The sequence below is a fragment of the Phyllobacterium sp. NPDC097923 genome, from assembly GCF_044760925.1.
Lineage (GTDB): Bacteria > Pseudomonadota > Alphaproteobacteria > Rhizobiales > Rhizobiaceae > Phyllobacterium > Phyllobacterium calauticae.
In genome coordinates, this window is the sequence record NZ_JBIWBL010000003.1 from 83,320 (window position 1) to 109,819 (window position 26,500).

Annotated in this window: 22 protein-coding genes; 8 read left to right on the top strand and 14 right to left on the bottom strand. The window is 57.3% G+C overall.

Going from position 1 to position 26,500, the window contains the following annotated elements; all coding sequences use genetic code 11:
• The first annotated feature begins 1 nt into the window (after position 1).
• Entirely contained in the window at positions 2-862 is an 861-nt protein-coding gene (locus tag ACIQWS_RS16240; RefSeq protein ID WP_403181444.1) for an alpha/beta hydrolase, read from the top strand.
• A gap of 68 nt (positions 863-930) precedes the next feature.
• Here ACIQWS_RS16240 and ACIQWS_RS16245 read toward each other — a convergent pair whose 3' ends face one another.
• The 10 genes from ACIQWS_RS16245 to ACIQWS_RS16290 form a co-directional block, all read right to left on the bottom strand.
• Positions 931-1,341, bottom strand: a complete 411-nt coding sequence (locus ACIQWS_RS16245) for a DUF2177 family protein (RefSeq protein WP_346307767.1) — start codon at positions 1,339-1,341, stop codon at positions 931-933.
• 171 nt (positions 1,342-1,512) lie between these two features.
• Positions 1,513-2,829 carry a BatD family protein gene (locus ACIQWS_RS16250; protein WP_403181446.1) on the bottom strand — a complete coding sequence of 439 codons (1,317 nt, stop codon included), beginning with the start codon at positions 2,827-2,829 and terminating at the stop codon, positions 1,513-1,515.
• Positions 2,826-4,388, bottom strand: coding sequence for a VWA domain-containing protein (locus ACIQWS_RS16255; protein ID WP_403181449.1), 1,563 nt, complete (start codon positions 4,386-4,388; stop codon positions 2,826-2,828). Before ACIQWS_RS16255 ends, ACIQWS_RS16250 begins: the two co-directional genes overlap by 4 nt.
• Positions 4,385-5,392 carry a vWA domain-containing protein gene (locus ACIQWS_RS16260; protein ID WP_403181451.1) on the bottom strand — a complete coding sequence of 336 codons (1,008 nt, stop codon included), beginning with the start codon at positions 5,390-5,392 and terminating at the stop codon, positions 4,385-4,387. The genes ACIQWS_RS16255 and ACIQWS_RS16260 overlap by 4 nt, the downstream gene beginning before the upstream one ends.
• On the bottom strand, positions 5,379-5,873 hold the full coding sequence (locus ACIQWS_RS16265) for a DUF4381 domain-containing protein (protein WP_403181454.1): 495 nt from the start codon (positions 5,871-5,873) through the stop codon (positions 5,379-5,381). Before ACIQWS_RS16265 ends, ACIQWS_RS16260 begins: the two co-directional genes overlap by 14 nt.
• Before the next feature lies 1 nt (position 5,874).
• Positions 5,875-6,840, bottom strand: coding sequence for a DUF58 domain-containing protein (locus tag ACIQWS_RS16270; RefSeq protein WP_403181457.1), 966 nt, complete (start codon positions 6,838-6,840; stop codon positions 5,875-5,877).
• 5 nt (positions 6,841-6,845) lie between these two features.
• On the bottom strand, positions 6,846-7,817 hold the full coding sequence (locus ACIQWS_RS16275) for an AAA family ATPase (RefSeq protein WP_403181460.1): 972 nt from the start codon (positions 7,815-7,817) through the stop codon (positions 6,846-6,848).
• Entirely contained in the window at positions 7,814-10,360 is a 2,547-nt protein-coding gene (locus ACIQWS_RS16280) for a fused MFS/spermidine synthase (protein WP_403181462.1), read from the bottom strand. The genes ACIQWS_RS16275 and ACIQWS_RS16280 overlap by 4 nt, the downstream gene beginning before the upstream one ends.
• Positions 10,361-10,417: 57 nt before the next feature.
• A complete protein-coding gene (locus ACIQWS_RS16285; protein WP_403181465.1) occupies positions 10,418-12,088 on the bottom strand; it encodes an arylsulfatase in 1,671 nt (556 codons plus the stop codon).
• A 213-nt stretch (positions 12,089-12,301) separates the two neighbouring features.
• On the bottom strand, positions 12,302-13,093 hold the full coding sequence (locus tag ACIQWS_RS16290; RefSeq protein WP_346307758.1) for a hypothetical protein: 792 nt from the start codon (positions 13,091-13,093) through the stop codon (positions 12,302-12,304).
• 242 nt (positions 13,094-13,335) lie between these two features.
• On the opposite strand from ACIQWS_RS16290, the gene ACIQWS_RS16295 reads away from it, so the two are divergent.
• The 5 genes from ACIQWS_RS16295 (at position 13,336) to ACIQWS_RS16315 (ending at position 18,281) form a co-directional block, all read left to right on the top strand.
• Positions 13,336-13,563, top strand: a complete 228-nt coding sequence (locus tag ACIQWS_RS16295) for a hypothetical protein (RefSeq protein ID WP_403181469.1) — start codon at positions 13,336-13,338, stop codon at positions 13,561-13,563.
• A gap of 554 nt (positions 13,564-14,117) precedes the next feature.
• Positions 14,118-14,879: a transporter gene (locus tag ACIQWS_RS16300; RefSeq protein ID WP_403181472.1), complete on the top strand. Its 762-nt coding sequence runs from the start codon at positions 14,118-14,120 to the stop codon at positions 14,877-14,879.
• 246 nt (positions 14,880-15,125) lie between these two features.
• A complete protein-coding gene (locus ACIQWS_RS16305; RefSeq protein WP_403181475.1) occupies positions 15,126-15,551 on the top strand; it encodes a cysteine rich repeat-containing protein in 426 nt (141 codons plus the stop codon).
• 27 nt (positions 15,552-15,578) lie between these two features.
• Entirely contained in the window at positions 15,579-16,160 is a 582-nt protein-coding gene (locus ACIQWS_RS16310; RefSeq protein WP_346307754.1) for an OmpA family protein, read from the top strand.
• 408 nt (positions 16,161-16,568) lie between these two features.
• Positions 16,569-18,281, top strand: coding sequence for a histidine kinase (locus ACIQWS_RS16315; protein WP_403181480.1), 1,713 nt, complete (start codon positions 16,569-16,571; stop codon positions 18,279-18,281).
• A gap of 32 nt (positions 18,282-18,313) precedes the next feature.
• Here ACIQWS_RS16315 and ACIQWS_RS16320 read toward each other — a convergent pair whose 3' ends face one another.
• Genes ACIQWS_RS16320 through ACIQWS_RS16335 form a run of 4 tightly spaced genes read right to left on the bottom strand, consistent with a single transcriptional unit; the run spans position 18,314 to position 23,654 of the window.
• Positions 18,314-19,912, bottom strand: coding sequence for a bifunctional aspartate transaminase/aspartate 4-decarboxylase (locus ACIQWS_RS16320; RefSeq protein WP_403181482.1), 1,599 nt, complete (start codon positions 19,910-19,912; stop codon positions 18,314-18,316).
• A 10-nt stretch (positions 19,913-19,922) separates the two neighbouring features.
• Positions 19,923-21,614 (bottom strand): aspartate-alanine antiporter, encoded by a 1,692-nt coding sequence (gene aspT, locus ACIQWS_RS16325; protein ID WP_403181485.1) that lies wholly within the window; start codon positions 21,612-21,614, stop codon positions 19,923-19,925.
• Between the two features lie 54 nt (positions 21,615-21,668).
• Positions 21,669-22,664 carry an HAD family hydrolase gene (locus ACIQWS_RS16330; protein ID WP_403181488.1) on the bottom strand — a complete coding sequence of 332 codons (996 nt, stop codon included), beginning with the start codon at positions 22,662-22,664 and terminating at the stop codon, positions 21,669-21,671.
• Positions 22,665-22,685: 21 nt separating this feature from the next.
• Entirely contained in the window at positions 22,686-23,654 is a 969-nt protein-coding gene (locus ACIQWS_RS16335; protein WP_403181492.1) for a formylglycine-generating enzyme family protein, read from the bottom strand.
• Positions 23,655-23,979: 325 nt separating this feature from the next.
• On the opposite strand from ACIQWS_RS16335, the gene ACIQWS_RS16340 reads away from it, so the two are divergent.
• Together ACIQWS_RS16340 and ACIQWS_RS16345 are read left to right on the top strand one after the other, a co-directional pair.
• The gene (locus ACIQWS_RS16340) at positions 23,980-24,390 is read left to right on the top strand and encodes a hypothetical protein (RefSeq protein ID WP_403181495.1); all 411 of its coding nucleotides are present in this window, start codon (positions 23,980-23,982) and stop codon (positions 24,388-24,390) included.
• Between the two features lie 197 nt (positions 24,391-24,587).
• Positions 24,588-26,375 (top strand): hypothetical protein, encoded by a 1,788-nt coding sequence (locus ACIQWS_RS16345; protein WP_403181498.1) that lies wholly within the window; start codon positions 24,588-24,590, stop codon positions 26,373-26,375.
• Positions 26,376-26,500: the final 125 nt, after the last annotated feature.

Sequence of the window (26,500 nt, forward strand, 5' to 3'; positions counted from 1 at the left end):
CGTGTTGCGTCAGCTGCTGACACTTTTGACGGTTGTAACGCTGGTTGGATGTTCGGCCGGAAAAATGCTCGATATCACGACGTCGTCCGGCGGAGCGTCTGTAACCCGGAACATTGCCTATGGCGGGGATCCCCGGCAGGCGCTTGATGTCTACGCGCCCAAAAATATCAGCGCGGCGCCCATGGCAATTTTCTTTTACGGCGGCACCTGGCAAAGCGGGGATAAGGCAACATACGCTTTTGTGGCTTCGGCGCTGGCCGCCCGAGGTATCGTTACGGTGGTTCCGGATTACCGGCTGTATCCTGGTGTGCGTTACCCGGCCTTCCTGCAGGATGGGGCTGCCGCGGTCCGCTGGGCGAAGGATCACGGTAGGACCTATGGCGGAGACCCTAACAAAATCTATCTCATCGGGCATTCGGCCGGCGCCTACATCGCCGCCATGCTGGCATTGGACAAGAGGTGGCTTGGCGAGCAGAAGCTTGATCCGGCGCGTGATCTGAAGGGGTTTGTCGGTATTTCCGGACCGTATGATTTTCTGCCGTTCGACGATAAAATCGTGGCCGATATTTTCAGCCCGGCGCGGACGCCAGAATCAACGCAGCCGGTCAATCAGGTTCGACCCGGCAATCCGCCGGTACTCCTGCTGCACGGGCAGAGCGACGATGTTGTCTATCCGCGCAACAGCATGGCGCTTGCGAAGAAACTGCGGTCTGTCGGGTCTTCGGTCCAGACGAAGCTTTATCCGGGTGTCGGTCACATCGGCATTATCGGAGCGATGGGATCGCCGATCCGCTTCATTGCGCCGACGCTGCGCGATACCGTTGATTTCATTCTTGGGCATGGGGGGAACGACAGATCATGACCGGCGCGCTGTCCGGCTTTCCGGCATCCCCACTTCAAAGGCGGAGTGCGAGGACATAGGTCGACCTGTCAAACCGTGGCCAGCCACCACCGTGTGAACAGAAGACTGAGGGTTGCGCATAGACCCGATGCGAAGGTGCCCCAGCCCATATCGACAATCGTCACCGTCGTGGACCATTGTTTGAGTGTCGCCTGATTGGTCAGATCATAGGTCGCATAGGCCGTGAAGCCGAAAAGCGCCCCATAGACGAGAGCGGTTGTCCAGCGGCCGTTTTCCAATGCGGGGCTGACCGCGAAGATCACGATACCCGCGACAAAGATCAGATAGAAGGCAATTGCCGCGGGATAGTTGGCCTGTGTGCCAATGACATCGGGAATCCGGTTGCGGTAGAAGCCGTTTGCCATGATGCTGAGCCAGACAAAATCGACCGCAAGAAACAGCGCCGCTGTCGAGAGATAGGCGATGACGTATTTGAGCATGAAAGTTTCCTTTCTGCCTCATACGCTGGCGCCCTTTGGATGGATCATCCATGTCAGGATAAAGTGAGCTGCGTCTTCATCGTCACAATCGTGATCAGGGACGGCGGCATTTCGTGTGAACAGAGCATGTGAGATTCGTAAGATTCCGACTGAGGCGAAGAGCTTCGCGCGTCAGGGGTTGAGCGGTGGCAGTGCTGGCTTCTCGTGCTTCACGTCAAGCCGCCTGCCGTTGCCGTCACGCCACGAGAAAATGGCGGAAGCCAGTTCATTCATGGTGATTTTGGAGTTCACCACAGTATCCGAACGGTATAAATCCGCCTCGAAAGCCTCAAGTGATTTTAGAATTTCCTGATCCTGTGTAGCGGCCGCCCAGGCCGCAATGCTCTTGTATCCGGCACTTGTCGTCCAGGTTCCCAAAGCGGCATAGGCCGCAGACGGATCGTCCGAGTTCAAGGCGAGATAGAGCTGCCGGAACCTGGCGGGTTCCGATCGTTCAAGCATCTTTCGGCGCGCATCCATCCATTTGAACAGGCGCGGCAATGCGATCCAGCAGAACCAGGCGGCCAAAACTGCTGCAGACAAGATTATCCCGGCAAGCACTATTGTATGCAGTGAAGGTGCACGCGACGATTGCGGTTGTGCCGGCATATCCGGAATGATTGCATTCGTCGTCGCGGGAGCCGCCTTCACAGTGAGCGCAATGGTGGAAAGCCTGGCCTGCTGGCGACTGGCTTTGCCCGTATCGTACCAGTCAATGGAAAGGCCCGGAATGATCAGGCTGCCTTCGCGCTCTACGACGTAAGTGACACTGTCGGTCCGCCTGCTGCCCGATCCGCCACCGGCTCCCTTGATGCCGTTCTCCAAATGCGGCGGTTTGACGTACATCCTGACCCCGGCCGGCGTTTCAAAATGCGGTTGCGGCAACATCATTGCCTGCGTTCCCCCGGCCGTCTGCGACACTGTCCGCACCAGGGTGTCGCCGACTGTCAGTTTGCCGGGGTCGCTGTCCAAGGTCTGTGACAGCTCGAGACTGGTCGCGGCTAGGATCGGCCCGGCGTTGCCGCTGCCGGGCACGTCATTCACATGAAACCTCGCGGGCGGAAGCGACACTTTCGCCGTGACCGACTGGCCCGGCACGGCGGCGTAGCCGAATTCTATGTCTGCGGTCGGCAATGCATAGTCGCCCGTCAATTGCGGAATGACGAGATAAGTGCGGCGGATTCCCGAGTACTGCGCTCCGTCCTTGACGACGTTGAGGTTCTGGGCGCGCCCGTCGGAGAGTGTGACAATCGCATTTGGAAGATCGAACACGGGAAATTGTGGCGGTGCGGTGAAATAATTCGGTACGAAGACATCGATGTCGATCTGAATCTGTTGACCGGCGACCAAAGTACCCTTCGTGGCAATGGTCGCCTCAGCAAAAGGGTCGGCGGCGAAAGCGGTGTGATGCCAGAACACCACCAGCAAGGCTGCAGCAAGGATTCTCATTTCGCACCCTGCGCCGCCTCGAGTGCAAACTTCCGCGCCAGCAGCTGTGCCGGGCTGACCGCAATATTCTTCATCCAGATATCCGCTGCCTGTTCCGCGACGTCGACCTCTCCCTCTTTCCCCTGTTTGCCCTTTTCATCGAATTGGATCTGATCAGGATCGTCATCCGGATCCCGTGGCTCTTCGCTCTCATCCTTCTTTTTGCGCGCTGCAAGCCGCTCGGCAACGTCAAGGTTACCCTTGGCCGGTATCCAGTCCTTGCGCACCGCCAGCGCTTTTTCATATGCGGCAACAGCCGCATCATATTTTCCAAGCTGCATGAGGCAATTGCCTTGATTGAACCAGCTTTCGGGCGTGTTTTCGCGTGCGAATGCGTTTATCGCCTCGTCAAATTTCCTGGCACGGTATAGCGACGCTCCTTTCCAGGCCGGATCGGCAAACGTGTCGGCAGCGTCCGGAAAAGCCCCGCGTTGATAGGCAAGGCGGCCCTGTTGGTCTCGGGTAAGCCAAGCGTCTGCAAACCAGTTGTCAGCGGCACGAGCCGTATCCGCGCTCGTGATCATATGGAAGGCAAGGATGGCCCCCGTCCATCGGATGCCCCCGCCACGCCGGAACGTGAAAGCGGCAAGCAGGGCGATCGGGATCGTCAGCCACCAACCGAAATCCCGCCACCGGGTTTGGCCGGCATCCGACCGCTGTTCAAAATGCGTCCGGATATGTTGGGCAATCCAATGCACGTCGCTGTCGTCCGCCGTGTAGGTGGCGACGCTGGTTTCGCTGTTGCGCAACTCTCTCAAAGCATCGATGTCGAGTTTGGCAAAGATGCGGTTGCCATTGGCATCATTGGCAAAGCTGCCGTCGGCGGTCTTGACCGGACCCCCTTGCGCAGTGCCGATGCCGAGAATCACGAGCCCGCTTCGCCGCTTCGATTGAACAGCTGCAAGTGAGCCGGAATCGATACCGTCGGTCATTAAAAGGATCGTGCCGGATGCTTCTTCATCAGCCAGGGTTTTTTCTGCCAGTTCCAGCGCGGCCGCGGTGTTCCGGCCGCCGACCGGCATGATGGGCGTGACCAGGGAATTCACATAAGTCCGGATAAGCGAAGCGTCCTCCGTCAGCGGCAGCACGAGATGAGCCGATCCGGCATAGGCGATCACAGCGGTCCTGGCCGCTGGGCGCAATGCCAGTATGTCGTCAATCTTCAGCTTGGCCCTTTCCAGCCGCGACGGTGTCACGTCAATCGCATCCATTGTCCGCGAGAGGTCGATTGCGACAACAAGCGCGGCGGCATCCTGCACAAACGGCGGCAGTTCCTTTTGCCAGGTCGGCCCCGACAGCGCGATCGCCGATAGGGCGATCAGCATTGCCATCCAATGATAGGGGCGGATGCCGCCACGGTGCTCCCTGCCGGAAATCAGATGATCGAGCAATTCCGGTACAATCATGCCGCGCCACTTTATTCTCATGTCACCTTGCCGCGCCGCCAGCCAAAGGAACAGCATCGCCGCCGGAATGCCGGTCAGCCACCACGGTCGCAGGAAGTGGAAGTCGGCGATCATGACTGCGCTCCACCGGGTAATTCCCGGCGCCTCCTGAATTCCGTTCCCAACCATGCCAGTGCATGAAATAGCACCAGGAGAACCAGAGCAGCGCCGAGCGGATAGACAAAAAGCTCGGTCCGCGGCTGCCAGGACAGAATTTTCTGCGTGGCAGGCGTTATCCGGTCCAAGGTCGCATAGACGTTTTCCAGGCTTTTCAAATCCTGCCCGAAGAAATAGCGGCCGCCGGTGGCCTCAGCGATCTTCTGCAGCATGGCCACGTCCAGCTTGTCCTCGCCAACCGCATTCATATCACCAATTCCGATTGTATGGACGGTAATCTTGGCTGTTTTGGCGATATCGGCAGCTTTTGCGGGAGGCATTTTGCTCGCGGTGTCATTCCCGTCGGTCAAAAGCACAAGCACCTTTTCCGGAATGTTCGGATCGTTGAACATTTTGATGGCGAGCCCTATCGCATCGCCGAGAGCTGTTCTCGGTCCAGCCATGCCGGGAAGCGCATCCGCTATCATCGTCTGAACCGTGGCATGGTCCATCGTGAATGGGGCAAGCGGGTAGGGCGCGTCACCGAAAGCTATCAAACCGATCCGGTCGCCCTGCCGTTTCGACACGAAATCAGCAACAACTTTGCGCACTGCCTCGACGCGGGATACCAGGGTGCCGCTTGGTTCGCGGAAATCCTTCGTGTCCATGGACTGGGATAAATCGATAGCAAGCATGAGATCCCGCTGCGGTTGCGTCTTCTGCAGCGGCGGCTCGATAAACTGCGGACGGGCAAGCGCAAGGACTATCAGTATCCAGGCGAGGCTTGCGGATAGAGTCTGCAGGACTGACCGTTGCGAAACCAGCGATCCCGTGGTCGGAACAACGCCAGCCGCACGGGCGACTTCTTCGAAGAAGGGAATGCGGACCGCAGTGGTCTGCTCCTTGTAAGGCGGCACAATCCACCAGATCAGGAGCGGTACTGGAAGCAGGACAAGCAGCCAGGGATAATCAAGTTGATACATGATGCTTTCCGATCCAGCGGATGGCTGCTTGCCTCAACTGCGAAGCATCCGGGCCAGATGCCGCATGCGCGGACACATATTCTAGTTCCGCAATGAAACGGGCAAGCTCGGAGTCCAGGCTGTGGTTGGGTGCCGCGCGCTCCAGGAAGGTCACCCACTCTTTTCCCGTCAGTGAGGCCACCTGTTGGCGCGGCCACGCGGCAAGCGCGGTCCTTTTCAAGATGACCGGCACATGTCCGGGAAGGTCGGCCATGCTCATCTGCCGTAAGCAGTTGATCGCTTCCCTGCGGTAACGGTTCCTCCGCCACCGCCTTGCCCATCGCCAAATGCTCCATCCAAGCGCAAGGCAAATGGCACCGGCAAGCACGGCCCAACCCCAGGTTTGCGGCATCCACGACACGTCAGGGGGGAGCGCAATGTCTGCGAGCGTTTTCAGCGCAGTGTTCGTGAGGTCATCGGGCATTGGCGCGAGTTCGGCCATCTCACCGTCTCCGCTGTCGCCATGCCGCCTGCGCGAGCAGACTGCGCAATTGCGGCGCGGTTTCCTGGGCGGTTGAAACCGGCAGCATCGGCAGTCCGAGTTCGACTTGCCAGGCGAGAAGGTTGCGTCCGCGTTGACGTGCGAATTCGCCGATCGCGCTTCGCATCTGGGGCCGCTGGAACGCCAGTTCGGCTTGCGTGGAGCCCCCGCTGACGACGATCCCGCCGCTGGTTGGGAGTTGAAGCAGAAAAGGATCGTAGACCAGGATTGCCAGAACATCGTTGTGCGTCGCGAGCCGCAGCAGCATGTCCTTGGTCGCGTCGGTATGGCCGTCGAAATCACTGACGATGACAATCAGATGATCGTGATCCGCCACGCTGGCGACCGCCTGGAGAGCGGCATTGAGCTGTCCACTGGACCGTCTTGCCAGCATATCCGCCGTCAATTCCTGATTCATCGCGGATATTCTGGTCGACAGGGCGAAAATTGCTTCGCGGCTGCGGTGAGGCCGCAGTTCATCAATTCTCTCGTCGTTGAAGACAAAGCCGCCGACACGGTCTCCGGAACCGAATATGCGCCATGCGCAAAGCGCCGCGGCTTCCGCCGCAGTCACGGATTTCATCGAGCGGCGGCTGCCGAAGAACATGTTCGTTCTCTGATCGACGACAATAAGCGCCGGGCGCTCCTTTTCCTCGCCGTAAATCCGCACGAACGGCTTTCCCGTCCGGGCCGTAACCCGCCAGTCGATGGTGCGGATATCGTCGCCCGCGTGATATTCACGCAATTCTTCAAAGGTCAGCCCGCGGCCACGCATTTTTGAGTTGTGCCGTCCGACCAAAGACTGCTGCACGGTGGTCTTCTGCAGAAATGTCAGGTTGCGGGCCACCATCTCCAGCTTGGCCAAATCGTCGACGGTGACATAAACGCCGCTTGCGGTTTTCTGCACGTGAGCGGGACGCGTGACCATGGCATTCAAGCCACAGCCACGAGTTCGACGATCCGGTCGATCACGGCATCAGGTGATATACGTGCGGCGTGCGCGTCGTAGGAAAGGATGAGCCGATGCCGGAATACATCGTGAACGACGGCTTTGACATCGTCGGGCGTGACATAGTCGCGCCCCTTGAGCCAGGCGTATGAGCGCGAAACCTTGTCCAGTCCGATCACCCCGCGCGGGCTCACGCCCACCTGCAGCCACTTGGCCAGATCCTTGTCCAGCTTCAGCGGATAGCGCGTGGCAAATACAAGGGCCACCATATAATCCTCAACAGCCTTGGTCACGGTTACATTGCCAATCGCCTTGCGGGCATCGAACACCGCGGAGGCACTGATTTTCCGGGCGGATTTGGCCGTTTTCGCCTGTGCGTTCTCCTCGCTTCTCACCAGTCGCATGATCGCTGCTTCGGACGTCTCATCCGGATATCCGACTTCGATATGCATGAGAAAACGGTCAAGCTGGGCTTCGGGAAGAGGATAGGTGCCTTCCTGTTCGATCGGATTTTGCGTGGCCATCACCATGAAAAGATCGGGAAGGGGATAGCTCTTGCCTCCCACCGTCACCTGCCGCTCTTCCATCCCCTCGAGCAAGGCCGACTGGACCTTGGCCGGTGCGCGGTTGATTTCATCGGCGAGTATAAGGTTGGCAAAGATGGGGCCCTGCTGAAACTTGAACTGACCCTTGCCGCCTTCGCTGAAATAGATTTCCGATCCGGTTATGTCGGCCGGCAGCAGATCGGGCGTGAACTGCACGCGCGACAGTGAAGCATCAAGATTCTTCGCCAGGCTTTTGATTGCTCTAGTCTTTGCCAGTCCCGGCAGGCCTTCGACAAGAAGATGGCCGTTGGCCAGGATGCCAAGCAACAGGCGTTCAACCATCGCCTGCTGGCCAATGATGGACTCGCCGATGTGTTTGCCAAGGAGTGTAATGTCGTCACGTGCGGTCATTCCGTCGCTCCGCCGAAAAACCATGAGTAGTACGCATTCCCGGCGACGCCTCCGCGCAACTGCGCGGCATTGCGCTGCCATCCCGCACGGTCGCCGTTATAGGCGCTCAGGCCCGTTCTGTAGAACGTGTGGAGTTTGCCGCGCTCCTCCTGCATCGCCGTGGTGAACGCGGCGCTTGCGCCATCGATGACAGGCTCCTTTGCGAGGTCCATGAGTTTGGGAAGCGTGATCGCGAACGAGTCGGGGCGCACCCAGGAGCCATACTCGATGCGCGGGTAGTCGTCGGTAACCGCTACGGCATCGCCGACGTAAGTCTCAAGTGCGGCCCGGTCGGTTACCCACGTCGCCATCAGTCCGGCAAGGGAATTCACGCCCACTTCCGCAAGGGCCTGTTTGACATCGGGCTGGTCGAACCGGGCCTGCATGCGCGGGAGGTCGAAACGCAGCGGTTCCTGCGAACCGACCAGCATCATTTCATGAAGTTCGGTGGTCCAGAGCCCGACATGCGGAAACACATCGAGGAAACTGCGCACCAGGGACCGGGTGTCCTCGTCATTCTGGGTGGGAAGGGGCAGCCATTGCGCCACCAGCCCGCCGCTTCGCAGCCTGGAAGATGCGAGGCGATAAAAGTCTGTCGAGTAGAGATTTGCCACGCCCGCTGCTGACGGGGGCGGGGGTTCGAGCGTGATCAGATCGTACCTGTCGGCGCTTGCAAGCAGTTCACGCCTTCCGTCGCGCAGACGGATATCCAGTCGTGGATCGGATGCGACGTGATTGTTTCCGGCGAACAGGTTTGTCGCCCGCGTGACGGCCGGCAGAAGTTCGGCTGCGACCCTCCGTTCGAGGCCGTGATAGGTGAGCACGGCACCCGCCGTGATTCCGGTGCCCAACCCGATGACAAGCGCCGATTGCGGCTGCTGCTGCATGCTGATCAAAGGTATCAGCGCCTGAAGCCGCATGTAGCGCAGTGACGGCAGTGAATCCCCGGTGTTGGAAACGCCCTGAATGTAAAGTCTCCTGAATTTCTTGTCGCCTCCCTGCTCGAGAACAGCCACTGCGGCACCGAGGCCCTCTTCGTAAAACACCAGCTTGCCGCCACGCGATTGGGCCAGGAGATCCGCAAAGCGTGTCGAGGGGAGCAGAAAGGTGAGGGCCACGGCGGTGGCGCAAAACACCAATGCTGCAGCGCGATGCCAGGCAACGGCAGCGATATTCCGGTAGACGGCGATGATACCAATTGCCGTTGCAATGACAGCGAGAAGCCCGAGCGAACCGATAAAGCCAAAGCTTGGGATCAGAAAAAATCCTGTCAGTGCCGTTCCGACTATGCTTCCCAGGGTGTTCCAGGCACTGACAAGTCCGACGCTGCGGCCTGTGCGGCCATCCCGTGCCACAATTTTCAACACCACCGGAAATGCCGCACCCAGGAGGACGGTCGCGGGCAGCACGGTCGCGAATGCAGCTATGGTGAACCTGGCGGACATTCCGGCGAGCTGGCTACCGGTGAGGTTCAGGACCCAGTATTCCGCCAGCGATTGTGCCGTAACGATCCAGTTTCCCAACAGTGTTGTCGAGATCAGGGCGGCAAGCCCGGCTCCGGAAAGGAGAAGACCCAGCGTGCTCCAAAGGTTTTTCAAACGATCGATTTTGGCTGCCATCACAGCAGAACCGATGGAAAGCCCGAACAGATAAGTCGCCAATACAATGGCGAAGGCAAAGCTTCGGGTGCTCATGAATTGCACAATGGACTGGGTCCAGACAACCTCATAGCCGAGGGCTACCGCGCCTGCGACAGTATAAAGCGCGAGTGCGAGACGCACGTCGCCGGTGTGGGGCTGGGAATTCCGCACGGCCTGCACCGCGGGAGGCGCGCGTCGGGGAATGGCCCACGATCCCGCGGCAGCGGCAATGCTGCAGCCGGCGGCGACATAGGCTGCACCCGAAATACCCAATGAAGGGATCAATATGAACGCGGCAGCGAGCGTGCCCGCAATCGCACCGGCGGTGTTGGCGGCGTAGAGGCGACCGCCCGCCGAACCGATATTGTTGCTGATCGATGTCACCGAGCGCATCAGAGCCGGCAGCGTGCCGCCCATGAGGACGGCTGGAGTTCCGATAAGAATGAAGACGGTCGACCAGGCGATAACCGGCGAGAACGTCTCGATCTGCACGAATGGCAGCGCATAATGTGATAGTAATATTGTCAAACCAATGCCGCAGAACGCTACTGCCGCTTCGAGCCCGGCATAGAGAGCAAGCGGCCTCGCGTGCCTGTCGGCTTGTCTGCCGAATACAATGCCGCCAAGCGCCAGCCCTCCCATGAAGGCCGCAACCCCCGCGGTCACGGCATAGACATCCACGCCGACGACAAGCGACAACTGCCTGATCCATACGACCTGGAATACCAGAGACGAGAAACCGGAGAGAAACAGCAGCAACATGGCAATATAGAGCGATGCGCCGACGGCAGCGTGGCTTTCAGCCATGCTGCTTGCTTTGTCGCGAAAGTGCCTGTTCGGCTGCAGGTCCGCATTGGCGGTCATCAGGAAGCCTCCTTGCATAGTGAGAGGAAGAGGCCGCCAGAGGCGGCCTCTCCAGGATCATTTGGCTTTCTTTTGTTCCGCAGCTTTCTCGAACATCGAATCGATCTGTTTATGGACAGCCTTTTCGACCTGATCGACACTGAAGCTCGCAGGCTTCTGGCTTGGCGGATACTGGATGAACGTCTGCAGGAATTCTGACGCTTTCATCGTGGCGATGGCGGTCAGATAGACATTCTTAGTCAGCCAATCATTGTACTGGTCGGAGGTGATATCGGCCCGTTCATACGGATCCATGCGCAGATTGAAGAGCTTTGGCACCCGCAAGCAAATCAGTGGATCCTGCCAGATGTTGAGATTACCCGGGGCACGTTGCTCGCAGAAGACGGCCTTCCAGTTATCCCAACGAATAGCGACGAGTTGCCCATCATCGTCGAAATAGAAAAATTCGTTGCGCGCACCCTTGGGTTGTTGCCCTTCCAGGTACGGCAATTGATTGTACCCATCGAGATGCACTTTGAATGTTTTTCCGCCGACGTCTGTGCCTTTCAACAGGCGATCCTTGATGTCTTTATCGCCAGCCGCTGCGAGAAGTGTGGGAAACCAGTCCAATCCCGAGAATATCTCGTTACTCACACTGTCGGGCTTGATTTTACCGGGCCAGCGGATCATCGCCGGCACACGGAACGCGCCTTCCCAGTTGGAATCCTTTTCGCTTCGGAACGGACTCATTGCGGCATCTGGCCACGAGAACATGTTGGGGCCGTTGTCGGTGGCATAGACGACGATCGTATTCTTGGTGAGGCCTTCGTCATCAAGCGTCTTCAGGAGCTTGCCAACATCCTGGTCATGCTCCCACATGCCGTCGGCATATTCGTTGCCGGGCATACCGCTTTTGCCGCGGTATTCTTCGCGAACGTGGGTAAAGACATGCATGCGGGTGGTATTCATCCACACAAAGAACGGCTTATCTTCCTTGCCGTGCTTCTTGATGTAGTCGATGGCAGCGCCTGTCGTTTCGTCGTCAATCGTCTCCATACGTTTGGTGGTGAGCGCGCCGGAGTCTTCGATTTTGCCGTCGGCGGTCGCCTTCAGCACGCCGCGCGGCGAGAAGTTTTTCACGAACGGATCGTTCGGGTCCTTGGGCCAGTACGGGCGTTCCGGCTCCTCTTCAGCATTCAGGTGATAGAGATTGCCGAAGAATGCGTCGAAGCCGTGGTTCGTCGGGAGGTATTCGTCCTTGTCACCAAGATGGTTCTTGCCGAACTGGGCCGTGTTGTAGCCGAGCGGCTTGAGGGCTTGGGCAATAGTGATGTCCCGATCCTGCAGGCCAACAGGAGCGCCGGGCGCGCCAACTTTGGAGAGGCCCGTGCGCAAGGGTGATTGGCCGGTGATGAACGACGAGCGGCCTGCGGTGCAGCTGTTCTCGGCATAATAGTCCGTGAACATCATGCCTTCCTTGGCGATGCGATCGATGTTCGGGGTCTGATAGCCCATCAGCCCACGCGTGTAAGCACTGATATTGGACTGGCCGATGTCGTCACCGAATATGACAAGAATGTTGGGTTTGGCCGCCTCTTGCGCATATGCCGGCTGAGTGCCCTGCCATTGCGAGAATGAGATGGCGGTAAAAGCCGCCGCGGTTGCCAAAAGCACTGCTTTGGCTCTGATTCCTCGCGGTATGCAGGCGCTCCACAGGGACGCGCGCTTGTGCGTGGGGTCAGCTGTCATGATGATTCAACCTCCTGTTGCAGATTGTGGTGTGGCTCACGTCGTGGTCTCCCGCTAAGGTTGGTGAACCGGCCGCAAAGCGCGGTTGCTGGCATCGTTTCCCACCCTTGAAGTTGCCGGAAGTACGTTACTGTTACGAATGAGGTTCAGAGCGCGGCCAACCGTGGTTTGCCGCTGTAAAGCGGCTGACACGCATGAAGTAACGATTGGATTTTATTTCCCGAGCGCAAACTGAAAATTGACCCCGGCGAACACCTGCCACTCGGGATTGCCGGCGCCATGGTCGAACACCGTATACTGAGGCTCGACGAACGCATTCATCGTGACCTTGTCGTTGACCTGGAACACCTTGCCGACGCCGAGCCCGACAGGGATCGAGTAGTTTCCGCTTTCCAGATCAAAGTTCCAGGTGGCCGTGGAGCGGAGATAGAAGCCATCTTTCAGATTGAAATTGACGATCGGCTGGAATGTCGCAAGGGAAACATCCTCACGGCTATCTGGGCCGGCAAACGAGGTTTGATAGGTGGCCAGTCCGGCGATCAATCCCCAGGTCTGGGGAGCGACAACAACGCCCGCAGCACCGACCTGCCATTTGCCCGATCCAAGCACGTCATCTGTAGCTGTCGGCAGCACGACGAGAGGGCCTAAGCCGAACGACACTTTTTTTCCGGGGACCAGAAAAAGGTCCATCAGCGTGAGATCGCCGAGCCCCGTGCTGTATCCCGCCGGAAATTCAGGCGCTGTCGCTACAGGCAGCGTGAACCGGAGCAACTGCGGAGCGCCGAACATGTCTGATGGTATCAGGCCGCGCAGCAGGAACTGATTGGCATACCGGTTGCCCGGCAACCCGGAAAGCTCGGGAACATAGTAATCATGCAAATTGATCGTTATTTTGGGCGTGAGCGGGTTGTTGGCAGCATTCACATCCTCATGTTGTTGAGCAAAAGAACAGGTAGCGGAGAGAATACTGGCCGCAACGGCTGTCATAAGGGCGATAAATTTCATGAATGGCTCCCCGCGTTTGATTGCGGAAGGATATTCATGGCGTTGTCCGGATGTGAGTACGTAACTGTTACATTCAATCGATGTGTATCGTCCGGATAAGTAACCGTAACGTACTGCCATATTATTTTTGCCGATACATCATGTATCAGCCTGGCTGCTCGCTGGAGCATGCCTGACTGATAGGGGCGGGTCAGACGAAAGTGATTCAGATGGCGTCGGCACAGCGAGGACTTTGGAAATTGATGCTGAAGCTGCCCGCGATGCGGGAGCAGCTGCAAGTGGAGAGTGCGAAAAATAAGGCACTTGTGGGACTATGCGACGCGTTTGATGATGCGACGACTGCCCTTGACGAACTGAACCGTGATCCAAGGTCAAACGCAGACCTGATCAAGGAGTATGAAACCATCTGCTCTGAAATCGAGAGCGAAGTCATTGATTTATGTATAAATCTGAAAAGCCGGTCCATTTAGCCGAAAGTGTGCTTGTCAGGGAGGCGGACGTTTACGCCGCAGCTTCATGGATCGGGCAGGGGGGCGCCAGCTCCCGGCTGGCGGGTTTTTCCAAGCCGGCTTGGGCCGTATGGCAGCCGCTATTGCTTCTTGATGAACTTATCCGGTGAATAGGAGAACGTCAGCCCGAAGAAGACCTTCCAGTCGCGCAGTACGACAAACGCGCCCGCCGCACCTGCCTGCCATTTGCCGCTGCCGAAGCGATCCTCGCTTGTGGTGGGAAAACTGAACAGGGGACCGACACCGAACGCCCAGCCCTTCCGCCCGAAAACCGGAAAAGGTTGGGATTATCGTGCAGCAGGCATGAGCCTCCGAAGTACGTTACGATTACACATTCAACCGAACCGTCGCGCTCGGGATTTGAGCGTAACCGTAACGTACTTTTCACCGAGGGCGGACGGATGGCATCCTGAACCGTGAAACGGGGACTATCCCAGGATTCAGGTGCAGGGCTGATAATGATGCGTATTCGACACTCTTTGTCAGCAGCGGCTCTGCTGGTGTCCGGATTTGTCATGGCCCAGATCAGTGCCCATGCCGATGACGCTGACGAACTGGCGAAAAAGGTGTCAAATCCTGCTTCGTTTATGATCAGTGTTCCGGTTCACGGTGACAGTGATTTTGCGAACAGTACTGCCGGTCACGGTTTCTATCAGACCTTGGACATCGAGCCCGTGATCCCGTTCTCGCTCAATGCGGACTGGAATCTCATCTCGCACACGGACATACCATTTGCCTATTCCGACCCGGCAGGACCTGACGCCAGCCGTTTTGGGTTGGGGGATATAAGTCAGAACCTGTCGTTCACCCCCTCGTCGCACGGGGCGATTATCTGGGCATTCGGACCGCAGCTGTCGTTCCCCACCGCGACCAATGCCATGTTCGGCTCCGGCAAGTTTTCGGCGGGGCCATCCGGACTGCTGCTGCTTCAAACCGAGAATGTGACGACCGGAGCGTCCTTCGATCACATGTGGTCGCTCTTTGGGTCATCCGGAAGGCCCGATGTCAACCAGTCGGAAGTCCAGCCTTTCATCGCATGGCATATCGGCAAGGGCCGGACGATATCCGCCAGCCTGGACGCGTCCTATGACTGGACCGGTGACAACTGGAGCCTCCCGGCTTCCGTATCCTTTTCCAAGATTGTCAAGATCGGCGAGCAGACAGTGAGCCTTTCGATCGGCGGAAAATATTGGATTGAAGGACCGGATCAGTCACCGGAGTGGGGCATAAAATCGGGAATTACCTTCCTGTTCCCCAGCGGCCGGCCGAAGCCATAGCCCCAAAGATCCACCCGTGTTGCGGGATCGCTTCGCACCCGATGCAATCTCGCACCTACGCTTGCTGTTACGGTTACGTACTTTCGCATATCGCGTGATTTTGCTTCGTTCAGCTTGGAGTATCTGAAGCTGCTGGTGATCGTTGGAAGCCATGTTGCACGCCATCATCGCTACGGCCAGCCGATGAACCGGAGCACCGGATCAACCTATGGACTGCACGCGAAACTGAGTGGATAGGATCGAGACATGTCAAACAGATTTATCGTTTTGGGTGGGGCGGCCGTCATCGCCTTTCTTGCACTGAGCGCCGCCGGGCGTGCCGAGACTATCAGCTATGGCGATGCCGTAACGACGCTTGCCAATGACTGCGGTCCGGATATCAAAAAGTTCTGTGCCGGCCTGAACCTTGGCAACGGGGTCATTGCAAACTGTCTTGCGAAGAACGCTGCGAAGATTTCGCCGAAATGTACGTCATCGTTCAACGCGGTGGCTGGTTCCATCGGGCAGCGCCGGGAGGCGCAGACCGCTTACTTCAATGTCTGCAAGGGCGACATCGCCCGGCACTGCCGCGGTATCAAGGGCGACGGCTACCAGCTGTCCTGCCTGATCAAGACACAGAAGATCGTCAGCGGCGAATGCAATCAGGCAATCAGCAACGCCGGATGGCGGTGAACCATGCGCCCCACAGGAGAAAAGACAATGTCCGCTCGTCGACTTGGCATCATCATCGCAGCCGGTATCATGTTCCAGCCCATCGGCGCCTTTGCGCAGGAAGTGACCCAGCAGCGGATCACCGCCAGCCTTGGCAAGGTCACGAAAGCCGCTCCAATCATCGATGTCGAACTGCTTCGGCAGGAGGCGCTGGGCAACCCCGGACAGAACCTGCAAACGCTGCCGAACTGGAAGAAGGTCAGCAAACTTCCGCAGATGCTCGTCGAGCTTAATTTTGACAACAACTCCGTTGCGATCGAGCCGCGCTCTTACCGGACAATCGGACTGCTCGCCGATGCGCTCCACCATCCCAACCTATTGAAGTACAAGTTCCTCATTGTCGGGCACACGAGTTCGACCGGTGACGCCAAGCATAATCTTCAGCTCAGCCAGGAGCGAGCGGACGCCATCAAAGACGCCCTTGCAACGACGTTTGCAATCGAGCCCGAACGGCTGTTTGCGGTCGGTGTCGGACAGGAATATCCGATCGAAGGGTCCAATCCGACAGCGGCAGACAACCGCCGGGTCCAGCTCTTCAACCTCGGGACTTTTACCGCGGTGAAGAAATAGAAGATGCGCGCTGCGGGTGAGTGCGACCATTCGCAGCGCGTCCGGCAAATGGCCGGCGTCACGACCCTCGTTCCCGACAAGAGCTGGGAACGGGTTGAAGCGCGAAGGTAATCCATCTCGCTCCGGAGATGGGAAGACAGTACGGATTCCTGCCAACCCACAATTAGGGATATTGCTTTTGTGGCAGTAAATCTCGGTTGGTACTGTTTTGTATTTACTGGAAGATGTTTCTTTTTCACCAGTAAGGGTTATCAGCTTAATTATGTATAGACTTCATAATAAATTTTGTGCTGATTAACGCCGCCGCTTTATAATGTAATATTTTCATATACGGATAGATCTACTTTATAGAGGCAGCAAGGGACATCGAATCACGAAAGCTCCCATGATTTTGTTCGGATATGACAATTGAGGATATTGCGCAGACATGGCGACCGCTGGAGCGTTAAACTGATACCCGATCTGCTTCGACGTTGCGGCTTGATAGCGCCACGCGGAAACGCACTCTCGAACGGCACTCGCGCCGATACGTCGGCATTGCCGCTGTCGTCTTACGGCTTTTTTATGCTGCTAAGCGTTTTTGTTATCGTCATGGTTTTCGTCGTCGGCGCTATTGAAAGCCGGGGAAGGATAATCTCCCAGGCGGAAATCGAGTTGCGCCAGAAAACTGCTTTGCTTGAAGCCTATGTCAGCAAGATTCTGGAAGCCAACGACATGGTGCTGAACGACATTACGACTGAAGTCGGTGCGATCCCCTGGGCCGAAATTGCCGGTTCAGCGCGGGTTTCACAACATTTGGCAACGCAAAAACAGTATTTGAAACACTCCGGCGTTATTGCGCTGGTGAACGCTGAGGGTTTGCTCGTATCCTACAGCGAAGGCTTTCCGGCCAAGTCCCTGAATGTATCCGACAGGGATTACTTCCGTTTCCATCGCGGCGATACATCGGACGTAACGTTCATGGGCGAACCGTTGATTGGCCGCGTGTATGGAAAGCCGTCTTTGACCATGAGCAAAGCGGTGCGCCGTCCCGACGGCACGTTCGATGGCTTGATATTGATCACAATGCCCATCGATTATTTCTCAAGATTGTTCAATGGCGCTGCCTCCCAAACCGATGCCACCCAATTGCTGCGTGTGAACGGCGACGTCGTGGTGAATGTTCCGTTCTGGGAGGGGAGTGCCGCCGCGCCGGCATGGTTTGCGGCGGCAATTGCCAGGAACCCGGAGTCGGGCGAAGTTCATCATGTTACGTCGTCGGAAGGCATCGACCGCATCGTCGCTTACCGAAAAATTCTCGACTTCCCGTTTTATGTCACATACGGAATCGATGAAAACGCCCTGATGGAGGGCTGGCGGCAATCGGTTCGCATCTACAGCCTGGTGTTGGGGACGGCATTGGCTGCCTTTATAACGACGGCATGGCTCGCGCGCAGTCGTTCAATCGCCTTGCTGCACTCAAACCAATCGCTCCGGGAGGTTGGCGAAAGGCTTCTCGTTTCGCAGGATGAAGAGCGGCGTTCCATTGCAAGAGACCTGCACGATTCGACGGGTCAGCATCTGACTGGCGCGGCCATGGAACTGGAAAATCTTCGATCCACCCTGCCAGAGCTTAACACGGAATCGTCGTCGGCATTGTCCCGCACGGCCCAACTGATTTCGCTCAGCAACAATGAATTGAGGACGCTTTCCTATCTGCTGCATCCTCCCATGCTGGATGAATCCGGGCTGCCGAATGCTTTGGAGCTCCTCATCGGAGGATTTGAGGAACGAAGCGGCATGGACATCGAGTTGCGGGTCGATCCCGTTCTTGGCGTAAAACGGCCGCCGGCGGGTGTCGAACTTGCGCTTTTTCGCATTGTGCAAGAAGCCCTGACCAACATCTACCGGCATTCCAAGGCGACAAAAGCTGTCATCAGGCTCGTCCGGAACAGCACGACGACAGATTCGCGCCTTTCGTTGACGGTGAGAGACAATGGTGTCGGCATCGAACGACGGAAGCGCGTTAGCATAGGTGTTGGCCTGTCCGGCATGGAGGCGCGCCTTCGTCCGTTGAACGGCACGCTCGATATCTCGACAAACAAACAGGGCACGACGATCTCGGTACAGGTGCCTGGCTAGGTGTAGCGAGATCGCGGTTTGCTGAATAAGGTCTATTTCTTCGGTTTTTTCGTGAAGTCCGCGTAAATCTGGTCCGCCATTTGGCGGAGTGAACGTCCGATATTGGCGTACTCATATTCATTGAGATTGGCCAGCGACACACGCCCTGCGGGTTGACGCGTGCCGAAACCGCTGCCTGGAAGGAGGACGATGCCGGTATCGTTGGCAATGCGGAACAGGAGCTCGGTGGGCGCGACATTCTTTTTGACCCAATCGGCAAAGGCATCGCCATATAGTCTTCTGGTAATGTCTTCGAGATCGAGCAATGTGTAGTAGTCGACCGCGTTCTCGTCCGGCCGGGGTGACAGGCCGAGTTCACGATAAAGAGCGGCCTCGCGGCGGCGGATGAGTTTCTTCAGCTCCGCCTTGTAGCCATCGCTCTCATCCATGAGCGCAAAGAGCGAGAACAGGACCATCTGGATCTGCTGGGGTGTCGACAAGCCGGCGGTGTGGTTCAACGCCACGGTGCGGCTGTCGGCAACCAGCCGGTCGAGGAAATTGAGCTTCGACACATCGGGCACCAATGTCGAATACCGTTCTTCCAGTTCCTTGCGGTCCGATTTTGGCAACGCCTTCAATTTTGCGTCAAAGATGTTTCCCTGCTGGGCCGCAATGACGCCCAGACGCCAGCCGGTTGCGCCGAAATATTTGGAGAATGAATAAACCAGCAGTGTGTTGGCCGGGCAGGTGGCAAAGAGAGATTTAAAGTCATCGGCAAAGGTGCCGTAGACATCATCCGTAAGGATCATCAGATCGGGGCGCTTTTCCGTGACGATCTTTGTGATCCGTTCCAGGCTCCGGGTGTCGAGCTTGACCGATGGAGGATTGCTTGGATTGATACAGAAGAAGATCTTGATGTCCTTGTCGAGAAGCTTGTCCAGTTCTTCGTCGGGATACTGCCACCCCGCACCGGGATCGGCATTGATGTGAACCTGCTTCAGCCGATAATCGTTCAGTTCAGGTATTTCGATGTAGGGGGTAAAGGCAGGCATGCCGATTGCGACTTTATCGCCGGCCGCAATGAGCTTGTTCTGTTTCAGCGAGTTAAAGATGTACGTCATCGCAGCCGTTCCGCCCTCGGTCGCGAACAGATCGATATCGCTTGAGGTCAGGAACCCGCCGATCATTTCCTTGACGATATAGTGCTTGACGATCTCTTCGCTTATTCGAAGCATGCGCGGCGGCACCGGATAGTTGCTGCCGAGAATCCCCTCGACAGCCTCGTGCAGGAAGTCGGAGGCTGAAAGGCCAAGCTGGTCACGCACATAGCTGAGGGCGCGTCCCAGAAAAACCACACCGGGCTGCGCGCGATGCTCGGAAATGAACCGCTCGAAACGGGCTTCGATCCCTTCGATCTTCGGCAGACCGCCAACGCCATTCTGCATATAGGAAAAGGACAATTCTGCTTCGGCAACCGCAAACAAGCCGAGACGGAAAAAGGCGCGCCGCGGCAAAGTTGCAAGGAAGTTCGGATTGCCGCGTCCGGCATTGAGGATCAACCGGTTTTCCCGCGCTGAGGCAACTTTGATAAGGGCATCCTTCAATTCGAAGGGGCTGAGCTTGGCGTATTGGCTGTAATCGGTGCGGGGCATGATTGTCTCCTCAAGCAAATGCGACGACCAGAGGGCCGAGCAGGGTCAGGAACACGTTGGCAAGGGCGTAGGTTATGGCAAAGGGTGCCGTGGGAATGGAATTTCCAGCCTTGTCGAGAATTTCCCCGAAGGCCGGGTTGGCGCTGCGTGAGCCGGAAAGGGCACCGGCGAAAATAGCTGTATTGTCATATTTCAGGACATAGCGGCCAAACAGCATGGTGATGATCAACGGCAGGATCGTCACAACGACGCCGATGAGGAAAATGGAAAGGCCGCTCGTTGCGATCGTTTGCACCGCCTGCAGGCCGGATTGAAGTCCCACGACCGCAACAAAACCTGCCAGCCCGAGATCGCGCAGAAGCGTCGATGCGCCGGTCGGCATATTGCCGATCGCGAGGTTTCGGCTGCGATACCAGCCGAAGAGAAGACCGGACAGCAAAGCGCCGCCGCCGCTGCCGAGCGTCAACGGTATGGAGCCGATACGAAGGACAATCAGGCCGACAAGCAGGCCGGCAACCAGGCCCAATCCATGGAAGACGAAATCCGTCTTGTCGCTCGGCAGAATGACCGTGCCGATCGATCTGGACGCGCGTTGCAAATCCTGATCCGTGCCATAGAGAGTGACGACATCGCCAGGCTCAATTCTGGTGTCGGGATCAAGCGGCAGGGGTTTGTCGGCACGTTTGATGCCCGTCACGTAGATGCCGTGACGCAAATCCGCCGTCGCGGCCTTCTTGATCTCGCCCACGGTCTTGCCGATGAATGCCGGGCTGTTGATTGTCACGTCACGTGTGACGACAACGATATCCATGCCCTCGGACGACTGCAATTCGGTTCCGATTGCTTCGGCCGCATTCACGACGCCGGCCCGTCTGCCAACAACAAGGATGATATCGTCGGCCAGAAGCGTGAGATTGGGTTGCACGCCGATCAGTGCGCCGGCTCGCTTGATCCGTTCGATTGTAAAGGTCGCGTCGCTCGCGCCGGCATTCTCAACCTCAGCAACGGTCCGCCCTGCTGCCTTGCCCACACGATAGATGCGGCCAACAAGATCGGGTGCAGCCGGGTGTTCTCCCGGTCCATACATTTGTGCGCCAGCCAGCAGCGCTGCCTGCGCTTTGATCGCATCGTCTCTGATGCTGCGGCCCATGAGTTTTGGCAGAATATTGACGCAGACTATGATGGCGCCGAAAGAACCGAAGATGTAGGTGACCGCATATCCGACAGCCACATTGCCTTGCAGTCTCTGCACCTCGTCTGCTGCCAGACCAAGCTTGCCGATGGCCGCGCTTGCCGTGCCGATAATAGCGGATTGCGTGAGCGCGCCGGATGCGATGCCCGCTGCCAGCCCCTTATCGAGACCAAACATCCGGGCAAGCACCACAACGGTAATAAGACCACTGACGGCGAGAACGACAGCCATGGCAATTTCGCGCAAGGATTGGCGGCCTAACGAGCGAAAGAATTGCGGGCCGCTTTCAAAACCGACCGCGTAGATGAACAGTGCGAAGAGAACCGACTTGACCCCGTTGTCAACGGAGACTCCGACCTGGCTGATCAAAACCGCGACGAGAAGAGACCCTGCAACGCCGCCCAACTGGAACTTGCCGAACTGGATCTTACCAATCGCGTAACCGCCGGCCAGCGACAGGAAAAGCGCGATTTCAGGTGATTGGCGAAAAACTTCATGAATCCAGTTCATCAATTCCCTCCAGTAGATGCCGCGGGTTGCTGACGTTTTCCGTGCCGAAATAGATCATCGATCTTCGAAGCTGTAAATCCTGCCCCAATCGGCCTTCATATCGACGAGCAGCCAGTTGCGGGTGCCGGCTTCTGTCAAAGCCTTGTCGAGTTTGCCGAAGTGGGAGTCGCGATCATAGGCGTATTCCCTGTCTGCGTCTGTGTGGTGCACGATCATCCCAAATCGAGGGCCGTCGCCTGCCGTTGCCCAACGCAGCATTTCGTAGTCGCCGTCGGAATTCCCCGCAACGAAGATCGGGCGGTGACCGATGAACTTGTTGATGCCGACGGGTTTGCCTGCGCCATCGTCGATGAAGTCGATTTTCGGTTCACGCGTGAGGACGGGCGTGTCACCCTCCAGGAGGTACTTGGTTTCTATGCTGCTGCCGATCACCTGTTCCGGCGGAATTCCGTACATCTTCTGCGTCATCGGACGCATGAATTCGACACCGCCGCCGGAGACGATGTAGGTTTTGAAACCATTGTCCCGCAGGTAGTCGAGAAGTTCGCGCATCGGCAGGAACGTGATTTCATTGTAAGGGCGCTTGAACTTTGGGTGTCTTGCCGTCGCGAACCAATCGGTAACGATCTTGGAGAATTCGTCCGTTGTCATCTCCGCATGCGTTGCCATACCCAGTTCGACAATGCCCTTTTCGCCCGCGCTGGCCAGGCCTGCAAGATTGCCTTCCAGGATGGATTTGAATGGTTCCTTCTCCTTCCATTCCGGATGTTCCGGAGCGAGAACCTTGACGCGATCGATCATGAAACCGAGCTGAAAATAGTATGGCTGCTCGGACCAGAGGGTTCCGTCATTATCGAAAACGGCAATGCGATCCGCAACCGGAACGAAACTCGTTCCCTCCGTCGTCACCTTTTGAACGAATGCGACGATTGCAGCTTTCGCGCGGCCTTCGCGCCACGAAGGCAGCGCATCCTGGCTGAGCGCCAGTGTTGGGACAGCGGCAATCAGAATGGCTGCGAACAGCCCGGCGAGCCTGGCAAGTCTGATCATGGAGTGCTCCATTCTAGGCAATCAAGGGCGCTTGACGCACCGGAAGCCAACATGACTGGTGGAGGTGTCTTCCGGCTCGGCGTGTCTGGCCGCCGGACGGTAACGCCTGCAGTAATTCGGGGCACAAAGGTGCGAGCCGCCCTTGAGGACCCTTCGCGGTATCCGGATTGCAGCCTGCCGCGGATCATAGCTCATTTCGATCGCACCGCCGCGGGGATTGACAGGGATGCAGCACGCCTTGGCTGCAGGTTCGGGATGGCGCGTCGACCAGAAATCGCTCGTCCATTCCCAAACATTGCCAATCATGTCGTAGACACCATAGCCGTTCGGCGGGAAGCTCGTGACGGGGGAGGTCCGGTCGTTTCCTTTCGAGCGAAGGTTGTGGTGGGGAAAAATACCTTGCCAGGTGTTCGCCATCAGTCGGCCGTCCGGTGCAAGTTCGTCGCCCCAGGCAAATTCAGCGTCGTCAAGCCCACCGCGCGCGGCAAGTTCCCATTCAGCCTCAGTCGGCAGATCCTTGCCAGACCAGTCGGCGTAGGCCTTGGCATCGCACCAGGCAACGTGGACGACCGGATGATCGAGTTTCCGTTTCAAATCGCTTTTGCGCCCGTATGGATGTTTCCAGTCGGCGCCGAATTTGAAGGTCCACCATTGGTTTATGTCCGAGCTGGTGACCGGTTCGCTGGGAGGATCGAACATGAGCGACCCTGCCTTGAGCATGTGTGGCAACGCCCCGGGATAGTCCTTCGGGTCTGGCGCTTTTTCAGCAAGCGTAACGTAGGAAGTCGCTGCAACGAATTCCCCGAACTGCCTATTGGTGACAGGTGCGGCGTCGATCCAGAAGCCGTCGACCCGGACCGGGTGGCTTGGAGCTTCTTCGGCATAGTGCTTGTCGGAACCCATGGTGAAGGTCTTGCCAGCTATCCAGACAAGACCGTCCTCGGATATCGACGGCTCGCTTACATCTTCCCGTTGAACTGCCACGGTCATCCTGTCTCGCCTCCACATGCATCGAGCGCAGCATCAAGAAGAAGAAGGGCTGACTGAAGTACGTTACAGTAACAAATCCCGATCCGGGCGTTTCCGAACACAACAATCGCGCATACGCGTCTGTTGATACGGATGGAGGCAGTCGACGATGACGCCGTTCGGAAGACGAGATCTGACGCCCGCCGGTGTATCGAAGGCGATGCCGGAACGGCAAAGGGCAAGCGAGACGCGGTGGTCTTGTAACCGTTACGTACTTAGCTGATCGCTCCAGGATATCGATGATGGCTTCAAGCATTCGCCAAGAGCACGCCGGAAATTGACGCCGGTGAAACACGACCAGGGTGTTGACCACCACGCATTGCCACTCCTCATTGCATTGGATGACAAAGCCGCCGGAAAACAACGGGCTGCTTCGACGTCTCATCCAGACGCGATAATTGGAGGGTCATCAAAGGGAGCGAGACCAGACAAAGCCATGTCGGAGGTATCGGAACGGCGGGGACTGTGGAAACTGATGCTCAAGCTGCCCGCGTTGCGCGGCAAGCTCCAGGTTCTCAGTGCGCGGAATACCACATTGCTGAGTTTATGCGAGGCATACAACGACGCAAGCTCTATGCTGGATTTGTTGCGAAGGAATGGATCAAGCGATATCAAATTGATTGCGGAGTACCAAGATCTTTGCACGGAACTTGAAGAAGAAGTCATCAAGATGTGCGTTTCAGTGAATCAAAAATGATGTGATCTAGGTTTTGCTGCTGAAATTGGCGATGAGTAATTACAAATGATTAGGCGGCGTGTGCTGTAATTAAGAATTATATTGTTTCGTTTGAATATTAAGGGAATTCACTGTTTGAACCAAGGGTTTCCCCCTATACCGCGAGTATAAAATACACTCTAACTGTACTTTGTTGTTTTTCATGGGGGATGAGTGCAATGAACGTTGACGAGGTTGTCGACGCGCGGAAACCCGCAGGAGTAACCGATGAAGATGCCAAAGTAGAGCTGGAACGGCTTCTATCGGATGCACAGTTTCATTCCACGGAGCGCAACAGGAACTTTCTGAAATACGTCGCCAACGCGGTTTTCGAAGGCAACTCAGCCTCGGTGAAGGCCTATACCATCGCCGTTGATGTTTTCGGCCGTCCGTCCAGTTTCGATCCCTCCACCGATCCCATCGTCAGAATAGAAGCCACGCGCCTTCGTGCGTCGCTGGTTCAGTATTACGAGGCGCGCACGGACATTGGAAGCGTGCACATTGAATTGCCGCGGGGGCGATACATCCCCGTTTTCTCAAGAATAGCGGAGCTGGCGAGCGGCGCCAGTCAGGCAGAGGATGCCGCAGTCAAAGAATATGCACCCCATGTCGTTAAACCTGCGAAAGTCGTTTCCCTGCGAAATTTACTGCTGCTCGGTTTGCCGATCGCTGCCGGATGCCTTGGCCTTTGGGCTTTCCTGGCGCGGGGGCCCATCTATTCCGATAAGCCGAATGTTGCGATTGAGATGAAACTCGCCGGTGATCCGTCCGATGGCGAGGCCGTTTTCATTCGCGACTATCTGATGATTGCCCTGTCGCAGTTTCATACGCTCAAACTGTCCGCGCCTGACCAGCCGCAAGCCTTGGGCCGGGATGTTTCGAGGCAGACGGCAGATGTGACCTTCCTTACGTCGGACCGGCGCATGAGCCGTTACCATGTGAAGCTGAAATATCATTCCACTGCGAGCGAACGCGCGGTCTGGTGGCAGGTCGTCAATCCTGCCACCGGCGAGGCTTTGCGATCCGGGGTGGAGAAGATTCTTGTCGGCAATAAAACCAATGAAGATTTGCGCCGCGAACTTGTGACCAATCTGGCCAATCGCTTTGCCGGCGCGCGGGGCGTGATCAACAGCACGGAACTGACGCGGGAACTGGCAGCCCCGACCATTGGGAACGGGTGTATACTTCGCGCTGCTGTCGCCATCGAACAGCACAATGGCAACGAAATGTGGGAAGCCAGGACCTGTCTTGAATCCACGCTCAGTGTCGCCCCGAACGATGCCGACGTGAATGCCCAATTGGCGGTACTTTTGCTGGAGTCGACCGCGCCGGACATTGCCAATGATTCGACGGAACGCGCACTCCTCCTTGCAAACAAATCCGTATCGCTTGCGCCAATGTCGGAGCTGAGCAACTACGCGCAAATGCTGGCACAATTCCGCAATGGTCAAACGGAAGCTGCCTTCGTCTCCGGCTATCGGGCAATGGCGCTTAATCCGCAAAATAGCGCCATCCCGGCCCGATTGGGTGCAATGCTCTTTGCTGCGGGGCGATGGGCCGAAGGTTCCGGACTGGCGATCAAGGCAGGCCTGATCGATGATGTTCCGCACAGCGACGCAGGTCTGACCCTGGCCCTCGACGCATATCGGCGGGGTGAATTTGCGGAAGCGCTTTTACGCGTGCAGCAAATGGGCCGTTCGGACGATTATGTCGCCAATATTCTTGAGTTGGCAGCTGCAGCGCAAGTTGGCGATACGGCAACGGTTGGCGAGGTTGTCACCCGGCTCAAATCGCGTGACCGGCAATTCTGGACGACTTTTCGCGCCGAAATGGCCGCCCGCCAGTACGCGCCGGTCCTTATAGACAATCTTGGTGCCGGCCTGATGAAGGCCGGGCTTGCGCTGCCGCAGTGGCCCCAAGGGGGAGCACTGGACGCAACGTCTCCTCTCGTTAGTTCGACAAATTAACTGTTACGTACTTGCCCTTGCGGCCAGCGCGACCGTTCATGCTTTCATGAATGGCACGCGGCTGTTGCTTCATTGTTCGCGTTGCCGTGGCCGCAAACCAAAGGCGGTTGATGGGTATTGGAAAC